Origin of the sequence: Mesorhizobium sp. M4B.F.Ca.ET.017.02.2.1 (assembly GCF_003998955.1) — a bacterium.
Taxonomy (GTDB): Bacteria; Pseudomonadota; Alphaproteobacteria; order Rhizobiales; family Rhizobiaceae; genus Mesorhizobium; species Mesorhizobium abyssinicae.
In genome coordinates this window covers 1-1,514 of record NZ_RZOF01000600.1, presented here as the reverse complement: position 1 = coordinate 1,514, position 1,514 = coordinate 1, and the positions used below count along the sequence as shown (strand labels likewise).

Annotated in this window: 1 protein-coding gene and 1 pseudogene; both read right to left on the bottom strand. The window is 58.3% G+C overall.

What is annotated here, in order from left to right:
- Nucleotides 1-131: 131 nt before the first annotated feature.
- Nucleotides 132-1,304 (bottom strand): Xaa-Pro peptidase family protein, encoded by a 1,173-nt coding sequence (locus EN738_RS34210; protein WP_127287356.1) that lies wholly within the window; start codon nucleotides 1,302-1,304, stop codon nucleotides 132-134.
- Nucleotides 1,291-1,514: pseudogene (locus tag EN738_RS35815) on the bottom strand (hypothetical protein); the annotation flags it as partial. The pseudogene EN738_RS35815 and the gene EN738_RS34210, both read right to left, overlap by 14 nt.

The following is a 1,514-nucleotide window of genomic DNA, read 5'->3' as shown; positions in this document are numbered from 1 at the left end:
CGGAACAGCGCCGGCTTTCTCGATTGCGCTTACATAGTGGACGAGACAGAAGTAACCATCCTTTTCCACGTCGAAATTGCTGACGATTCCTATGACTGGTCGCATGTGCTTTGCCATCTTGAATGGGGTGCTTAGGTACGCGAGAAGAGCTTGCGCTCCATGGTGGTCAGGCGTTCCGGGCCTTTTTCCGTCACCAGCACCGTCTCGCTGAAGCCCATCCCCGCTGCCATCATCAGCATATGAAACACCATTCCCGGCTCTAAGACCCATTCGACGCCAGGCACGAATTCGCGGATAAATTCGCCTGCGGACGGGCGATGATTAAGACCAAGCGAATAGCCGGCACGATTCGTATAGGTCTCGCGCAGTCCAGACGCCAGGAGCGGCTCGCGGCAAGCTCGGTCGACCACGCTGGCCGGTGTGCCCGGCCGCATCAATGCGATGGCCTCGTCTTGGATGCGGATGATCGTGTCGGCGATACGCTGTTGCGCAGCGCTCGCCGGACCGACAACAGCGGTGCGCATCAAGCGTGCCCAGTAATTCTTGTGGACCCCGTTTTGTTCAAAGTAGACAGGATCGCCACGTTCCAGGCGCCGGTCCGAAAGTCCTCCATGTATGAGACTTGTTCGATCGCCGGAGGTGATGATACCGCCGAGCGACGCTGCCCCCGCCTTCACCAATGCGCTAGACACAGCCTCGGCGAGTTCTCGCTCCGCGACGCCAGGCCCGATAGCCTCGATGCCGGCCCGCAGGCCCACTTCAACCAGGCGGGCAGCGCCGCGCAGGTGTTCTATTTCCCGCGGCGATTTGATCAGGCGCAGGTGGTCGACAATACGGGGCTCTCCAACCAGAGTTGCATTCGGCAGCAGCGCCTGCAGCATCTTCCAGCGCTCCACCGTCAAGAACCATGAGTGCTCATCCACACCGACGCGCCCGCCTGCCAACCCAAGACCTTCAAGGGCTCTTCGCGCCGTGTCGAGCCAAACGGGGAGCGGATCAGCCGCATCTGCATAGACCACGTGGTTTTTGACCCATGAGGTGCTGTGCGCCGTGGGGACTTCCATGTCGCGCACGATCAGCACCGGGTCGCCGCGGCTGGGCACTGCTAAGGCGTGATAGGAGAAATAACCAATTTGATCTATACCGCTCAGATAATTAATGTTTTCTGGTTGGTGCAGCAGTAAGACGGGAAGATCATACTTAGCCATTTCTTCTTGAGTACGCCGTAGCCGCTCCCGATATTCCTCAGCCGGGAAATCCATTCCATTATTCGCAGGCTCACTCACCGTCTTAAGCTCCTTCATTGTTGACTAGCCCACTGGATTTGGTTCGCCATTCACCAGCTTGGCGAACCCCCTCTACGCCGGCATACATAATGACTGTGAACGCGATCAGCAGACTTGAAACGGCAGCGATCGTCGGCGTGATCTCTTCCCGAATTCCCGACCACATCTTGATCGGCAAGGTGGTGGTGTCCGGCCCGCTCACGAAAAGTGACAGCACCAACTCGTCGA